Origin of the sequence: Nocardioides sp., from assembly GCF_051876515.1 — a bacterium.
Taxonomy (GTDB): domain Bacteria; phylum Actinomycetota; class Actinomycetes; order Propionibacteriales; family Nocardioidaceae; genus Nocardioides.
Genome location: NZ_JBJEHY010000194.1, coordinates 1 through 7,051, shown reverse-complemented (window position 1 = coordinate 7,051; position 7,051 = coordinate 1). Strand labels below are relative to the sequence as shown.

The 7,051-nt window shown below is 70.9% G+C and carries 6 protein-coding genes; 3 read left to right on the top strand and 3 right to left on the bottom strand.

The features are described from left to right. Nucleotides 1-341: 341 nt before the first annotated feature. Complete coding sequence (locus ACI379_RS14350; protein WP_439792776.1) at nucleotides 342-968, bottom strand: TetR/AcrR family transcriptional regulator; 627 nt, start codon at nucleotides 966-968, stop codon at nucleotides 342-344. 148 nt (nucleotides 969-1,116) lie between these two features. Here ACI379_RS14350 and ACI379_RS14345 point away from each other — a divergent pair, with 148 nt between their 5' ends. The 3 genes from ACI379_RS14345 to ACI379_RS14335 all read left to right on the top strand — a co-directional run bounded on the left by ACI379_RS14345 (nucleotide 1,117) and on the right by ACI379_RS14335 (nucleotide 4,104). Beyond that, nucleotides 1,117-2,127 (top strand): Rieske 2Fe-2S domain-containing protein, encoded by a 1,011-nt coding sequence (locus ACI379_RS14345; protein ID WP_439792775.1) that lies wholly within the window; start codon nucleotides 1,117-1,119, stop codon nucleotides 2,125-2,127. A 58-nt stretch (nucleotides 2,128-2,185) separates the two neighbouring features. Beyond that, nucleotides 2,186-3,271 (top strand): NAD(P)H-dependent amine dehydrogenase family protein, encoded by a 1,086-nt coding sequence (locus tag ACI379_RS14340; RefSeq protein WP_439792774.1) that lies wholly within the window; start codon nucleotides 2,186-2,188, stop codon nucleotides 3,269-3,271. A gap of 254 nt (nucleotides 3,272-3,525) precedes the next feature. After that, nucleotides 3,526-4,104 (top strand): hypothetical protein, encoded by a 579-nt coding sequence (locus tag ACI379_RS14335; protein WP_439792773.1) that lies wholly within the window; start codon nucleotides 3,526-3,528, stop codon nucleotides 4,102-4,104. A gap of 60 nt (nucleotides 4,105-4,164) precedes the next feature. Here the strand turns inward: ACI379_RS14335 and ACI379_RS14330 are convergent, their stop codons facing one another. Together ACI379_RS14330 and ACI379_RS14325 are read right to left on the bottom strand one after the other, a co-directional pair. Continuing rightward, nucleotides 4,165-6,429 (bottom strand): DUF3488 and transglutaminase-like domain-containing protein, encoded by a 2,265-nt coding sequence (locus ACI379_RS14330; RefSeq protein ID WP_439792772.1) that lies wholly within the window; start codon nucleotides 6,427-6,429, stop codon nucleotides 4,165-4,167. Continuing rightward, the coding region (locus ACI379_RS14325; protein WP_439792771.1) for a DUF58 domain-containing protein at nucleotides 6,429-7,051 on the bottom strand (623 nt) is incomplete at its 5' end. The genes ACI379_RS14325 and ACI379_RS14330, both read right to left, overlap by 1 nt.

The following is a 7,051-nucleotide window of genomic DNA, read 5'->3' as shown; positions in this document are numbered from 1 at the left end:
CTCGACCTCACCGAATCCGCGTCTTCCGGCCATCCCCGCAACCTCCGTTTCTAACCCCATGCTGCGTTGGCAGAGGGAGTCCCTGTGGGGGACTGGTGGGGGAAACTATGTCATCTTGGGGGAATCTATGACCACTCCTGACCACGTTTTCCCTGCTCAGAGCCCTATTGTGCTCCTGCTCCGATCTGCTTTGCAAGCAGGGGGTTGGGGGTTCGAGTCCCCCAGGCTCCACTGAAGAACCTGGAGGCTCCACTCCGGGTTCTTCTTCATTTCGGGGGACGCGGGCCGACCTGCTGTCAGCGCGGTCCCGGACCGGTCGCAGAGAGGGGCGGGGGGCCCGCTCAGGAAGGCCCCGCCAGCACCCAGCGCAACCGCTCCTCCAGCGCGGCCACGACCTCGGCGGGCGGCTGCGTACGGCCGTCGGTGACCCACGCGGAGAGGTGCACCTGGAGGATCGCCACCACCATGCCGACGCCCACGGACGGCTTGACGTCCGGGATCTCGCCCGCTGCGACGGCGGCGCGGATCCCGGCCGCGATGGTCTCCTGGCCCGAGCTCCACACGCTGGCCTCGACGCCGGTGGCGGCGCGGTGCGGGGTGGAGGCCCAGCCGACGGTGCTCCACAGGTTCATGTCCAGGTAGGTCGGGTGCGCCATCAGGAACTCCGCGACCGCCCCGATCCCGCGTACGACCCGCTCCAGCGGGGTGCCGGTGCTGCCGGACCCCTCGACGTGCGCCAGCAGCTCGGCCATCCGGTCGGCGTGCAGCGCGTCCCAGATCTCCTCCTTGCCGGAGAACTGCTTGTAGACGGTCGCCAGCGACAGGTCCGCCGCCTTCGCGACCGCCGCCATCTTCGTCCCCGCGAACCCGTGACGGGAGAACTCCGCCTCCGCGGCGGCCAGCACCTGTGAGCGGTACAGCGACCGGCGCGCGTCCTCGATGCTCGGGGCCGGCGGGGTGGTGGGCATGGGTTCCTCGGTCTCGACGGGATAGGCGGGGTCTCGACAAGCTCGACCAACGGGGTGGGGCTCTTGCGCGGTCCGATCGTACGGTGCAGAATCTCGGTTCTGTTCAGTGTAACCATGATTCTGCGACCCGAGGAGAGGCGTCCCGCCCATGGCCAAGCCACCCCTGAGCATGCGCCCCACCGGCTGGTTCCAGGTCGCCTGGTCCGACGAGGTCCCCGTCGGCACCGTCCGACCGATGACCTACTTCGGACGCGACCTCGTCGCCTGGCGCGGCCACTCCGGCCAGGTCACCGTGATGGACGCCTACTGCCAGCACCTCGGCGCGCACCTCGCGTACGGCGGGGAGGTCGTCGAGGACGAGGTGCAGTGCCCCTTCCACGGGTGGCGGTGGAACGCCCAGGGTCGCAACACCTGCATCCCGTACTCCGACCGCCCCAACATGGGCAAGCGGATCCAGACGTTCCCCACCGTCGAGAAGAACGAGGCCATCTACGTCTGGCACGACCTGGAGCGGCGTGAGCCGTACTTCGAGGTCCCCGACGTCTTCAGCGCCTGGGACGACGGCCGGAGCGCCGCCGACTACCACTCCCGCAGCACCCTGTACGACCCCGCGCTCGAGCTGCACCCGCAGTACGTGCTCGAGAACGGCGTGGACTTCGCGCACTTCAAATACGTCCACAAGGTGCCGATCATCCCGCAGTTCACGCGGCAGGAGTTCGACGAACCCATCTCCCGCGTCGACTTCACCATCGCCTTCGAGGGCGAGCCCGGGTCGATCGAGGAGGTCGACAGCTGGGTCGAGGCGATCAACTGCGGCATCGGTCTGGCCGTCACCAAGAGCCACGGGATGATCGACAACCGCACCGCCACCGCCGTCACGCCCGTCGACGACCGCACCTGCGACGTCCGGTTCTCCGTGTGGATCGGCCGCGAGGACGGGGTCGACGAGGAGACCTCAGCCCGCCGGGCCGTACGCAACGGGCAGGCCGTCATCGACCAGTTCGCCGCCGACATCGTCATCTGGTCGCACCAGAAGTACGCCGACCCCGCCGCGCTCGTCCGTGGGGAGTACGCCGGCTTCACCGCCCTGCGCACCTGGGCCCAGCAGTTCTACCCCGAGGGCGAGCGCATGCCCGTCGGACTGACCCCGCCCGACTGAGCGGCCCCGACAGCCCGACCCCGCGACGCCCGCCAGCCCCGTACCACCAGGAGAGACCATGAGCAAGCCAGCCCCCGTCCGCGTCTACCAGGTCGCCACCGGCAACGTCGGCACCGAGATGATCCGCCGGATGGCCGACCACCCCGACCTCGAGATGGTGGGCGTCCACGTGTACTCGCCCGAGAAGGTCGGCAAGGACGTCGGCGAGCTCGCCGGCATCGGCCCCATCGGCGTGCTCGCGACCGGCGACCTCGACGAGCTCATCGCCGCCAAGCCGGACGTGGTCACCTTCCACGGCGTCTTCCCCGACGAGGAGCTGTACCTCACGGTGCTCGCCGCCGGGATCAACATCGTCACCACCGCCGACTGGATCACCGGCCACCATCGCAACGCCAACCACCCGCACCCCTCGGGACGGTCCTGGAACGACATCCTCGACGAGGCCGCGAAGGCGGGCGGGGCCACCTTCTACGGCACCGGCATGAACCCTGGCCTCAACCAGATCCTCGGCATCGTGCACACCGCCGACGTCTCCGAGATCCGCAACGTCACCACCATCGAGTCCGTCGACGTCTCCTGCCACCACTCCAAGGAGACCTGGATCGAGGTCGGGTACGGCCGCCCCGTCGACGACCCCGCGCTGCCGGGCATGCTCGAGAAGTACACCCGAGTCTTCGAGGACTCCGTGTGGATGATGGCCGACGCGTTCGGGCTCGAGCTCGACGAGGTGGTTTTCGAGTACGAGCTGGGCGCGTGCACCGAGGACGTCGACCTCGGCTGGTACGTCCTGCCGAAGGGTTCGCTTGGCGGCAACTACATCAAGTACGTCGGGATGAAGGACGGCGTGGCCCGCGTCGAGACCCACCTGGAGTGGCAGATGACGCCGAAGACGGAACCCAGCTGGGACATCAAGGGCTGCTACATCACCAAGGTCGACGGCGACCCGCAGATCTACTCCAAGCACATGATCTTCCCCCGCCCCGGCACCGACCTCTCCAACCCCGAGGACTTCGCCAAGATCGGCATGACGGTCACCGGGCTTCCCGTCCTCAACTCCATCCGGTCCGTCGTCGAGGCGCCGCCCGGTGTGGTGACCAGCGCCGATCTGCCGCTGCGGGCGTTCGCGGGGCGGTTCGCGCTCTGAGGGACCTCTCCCGTCGACCCCAAAGTGGGGCGATGTCCCCACTTTGGGGACAGCCCCGGCCGTACGACCGAGTTGGGGACGGTCGGAGAGGTTTTCGGGTGCACGGATCCTCTCCCAGCGACCCCAACCTCGACCGACCCTCTCCCGGTGACCCCACGTTGGGGTGATTGACCCGATTTGGGGACGGTGCCGGCGGCGCGGCCACCGCGATGGGGCAGGCTAGGAGGCTGCACCACCCACCACCTGGAGGACCCATGTCGCCACGCCGCACCGCGCGCCGTACGGCCGTCTCCCGTACGACTGCCCTGGCCGGGGCGACCGCGCTGACCGGCGCGCTGCTCGCCGGTGGCCTGCTGACGGTCACCGGCACCGCCGCGCACGCCGACTGCGCGGGACCGTTCGACGGCACCGGGGACCACGTGTTCTCCGGGATCGCCGAGAAGAACGACGGGCCGTACACGCGGTTCTCCGTGCAGCGCGTGTGGGAGGGCGACGACCTGGCCGCGGACGTCTGGGTGCTCGCCGGCCAGGAGCAGGCGCCCTGGCCGCTCAGCCTCCTCGTCGGTGTGTCCAGCTCGGTGGACGCCGAGTTCGAGGTCGGCCAGCAGTACGTCGTGGGCACCACGGAGGAGTTCGCGACCAACGTCTGCCAGGTGGCGACCCTCGACGAGCTGTCCGTCCCCGAGGATGCCCGTCAGCCCGTCGCGGGCGGCGAGAAGGGCGCCGAGCTGCCGATGGGACCGCTGGGGCGGACCGTCCTGGTCGTCGGCGTCGTGGGTGGGCTCGTGCTGCTGTTCCGAGCGCTGCGGCGTCGGGTGCACGGGCCGCGCTGAGACCGGGTTCGACGGGCTCAACCAGCGACAGGCTCAACCAGCGACAGGCTCAACCAGCGGTTACCGCGGCCCGCGCCGCAGCAGCGACCGTGGGTTGAACGGCGCCAGCCAGCGCCGCCACCACGGCGCCCGCTCCCTCAGCTGCGCGGTCGCCGCGCGTACGGCCGTCCAGTGACCCGCCACCTCCGGCGCCTCGTCGGTGAAGGTCGCCACGTCGGCCCGTTCGGCCAGGGCGACGTCCACGTCCAGGGCTCGCGCCTGGTCGGGCCGCGGACGGCGCGGTACGTCGAGGCCCAGGTCGGTGGCCGTGTCCACGACCTCCGCCCAACCGGCCAGCGCCACCACGTCGGGGTCGGACCGGCTGCCGCGGCGGCGACGGCGTACGAGCTTGGCGACGGGGATCGCGCCGACGACCAGCACGGGCACGAGACCCAGCAGGTAGAACGGGCGCCGCTGCTCGGCCCGCTCCCGCTCCTCCTCGGCCTCCTCCTCCTCGCGGCGTTCGCGCTCCTTGCGCTTGATCTCCTCGGGGCTGTCCGGTGGCTCCTGGTTCCACTTGTTGGGCAGGCTCTGCTTCGGGGGATCGATCTGGTCCGGGGGCGTGTCGCTCATGAAGGTCTGGGTCGGCAGTCGGCGCCACGACCCGTCGCGCACCCGCACCTCCACCCACGCCTGGATGTCGCGACCGCGCACGACGCCTCGACCGGAGATCTCCGCACCGACGACCACGCGGGCAGGGATGCCCAGACGGTTCGCCATCAGCGCCATCGCGGCTGCGTACTGCTCGTCGTTGCCGACGATCTGCGGCGCCTCCACGAAACCCTTCCCCAGCCGCTCGGCATCGTGGCCCTTGACGAACCGTGACTGCCAGCCCGGATCGCCGTCGCTGTAACGCCCCGCGATGTAGAGCCAGTCGGCCAGCTGGAACAGGCGGACCATCGGCGGCTTGGACCGGTCGCTCATCACCTGCACGGGCGCGTCGAGGAACTCCGCGGCGTAGTGCAGTTCCCAGTCGGGGGAGCGGTACTGCTTCATCTGCGGCGTCAGGGTGTCCTTGGGCAGCAGCGATGTCACCAGGTAGCTGTCGCCCACCTTGACGCCCTTCTCGGTGATCGCCGCGTCGGTGGAGCGGTTGAACCGGACACCGTTGCGCAGCTTCCGGTCCGGGTCGCGCAGGAACTCGATCGCCTGCGGCTGCCCCACCACCGGAAGCCAGTCCAGCAGCCAGGCGTGCTCCACGGTGATCCGCGCCTGACCCTTGCGGCCCTTGGAGGGGTTGGTGATCTGCGAGGAGATGCGCAGGAACCGGTCCTCGTAGTCGTCCGCACGGTCCGGCACCGCGTACCAGCTGGTGCCGTTGTAGCCGTCGAGCACCGCGATCCGCAGCATGGTCCCGTCCGGCACCCCGTCGACGGAGAAGAGCACCTCGTTGCCGATCGTCGGCTCGTGGACCGGGCGGAAGTTGCGGAACACCGTCAGCGGGGTCGTCGTGCCGCTCGTGTCGTACGCCGGCAGCGCCTCCCGCAGCACCCAGCGGGTCCGCGACGGGCTGCTCGAGGCCATCGGCAGCACCACGGCCACCGCCACGGCCACGCACAGGACCGAGGCCAGCGTACGAGGGGTCGACACCGTCGTCAGGCGGCGCTCCGCCTCCGTCAACGGTGCCCAGCGCCGGCGCGGGCCCACCGGGAGCCGGCCCCGCAGCCGCCGCAGCGAGCCGAGGCTGGCCGCGCTGCGGGCCGACCGGTGGCCGATCCACAGCAGCGTCGCCGCACCGAAGCCGAGCCCCTGCAGCGCCACCGAGAACGGTTCGGCCGTGCCCAGCACGAGCGCGGCCCCGAGCACCGCGACCAGCGGCACCACGGGCAGCGACGGGCGGGGCGAGGTGATCGCGAGCGACCCGGACAGCCCGCCGGCGGCCATCGCCAGGAGGTACGGGATCAGCATCACCGCACCCTCGGAGTCCAGTGGTGGCAACGTGCCGACCAGCTGCGCCCACGACGAGCCGGTCCCGGTGACGACCTGGCCGAGCGTGGTCGAGTCGGGGATGCCAAACCAGTCGCCCCACTCGCCCAGGGCGAACGCCCCCGCGGTGAGGACGTACGGGATGAAGAGGGTGAGGACGACCATCGCCGGCCCGAGCCGCAGCGCCGCCAGGGCGTACGCCCAGCCGAGGCCGACCGCCATCCCGAGCGCGGCCACCGCCACCCAGTTCCAGCCGGAGAAGGTGGGCTGCAGGCCGGCCAGGGCGATCGCGGTCAGCAGGGCGACCGCGAACCCGTCCAGGGAGGCGTAGCGCGGCAACGGGGCCAGGGAGTACGCCATCAGCGGACCGCCATCAGCGGCGGGAGGTCCTCGAGGGTGCCCACGGTCCGCACCGTCCACCCCTGGTGGCGGCCGACCCACGCCCGCTCACCCCTCGAGGCACGGATCACGACGACCTGCACCTCGGGCGGCAGCGCCCCGAACCGGCCGAACAGGTCCTCGGGCACGCTGTCGCCGCCCGTGACCAGCAGCACCAGGCTCGTCGTCGGCGAGACCACCTGCATGTTCGCGACGTCGTCGTCGACCGAGCCGGCGCCCTCGCCGCCGCGCTGCACCCGGCACAGGGCGTCCAGCACCGAGTGCACCGGGAGCCGTACGACCATCTCGTCGCCGCCGAAGAAGTTGAGCTCGTGACCGGTCCGGGCGGTCGCCGCGGCCAGGGAGGCCGCCACCTCGACGGCCAGCTCGAAGGAGTCGTCGTCGGCGTAGGAGGAGGCCTGGCGGTCCAGGAGCAGCGCCGCCTCCGTACGCCGGGAGTCGTGGTACTGCCGCACCAGCAGCTCCCCGGCCCGCGCCGAGGAGCGCCAGTGCACGTGCCGCAGGTCGTCCCCGCGGACGTACTCGCGCAGCGCGTGGAAGGCGAGGTCGCTCATCGAGACCTGGTCGCTGGGTACACCCTCCA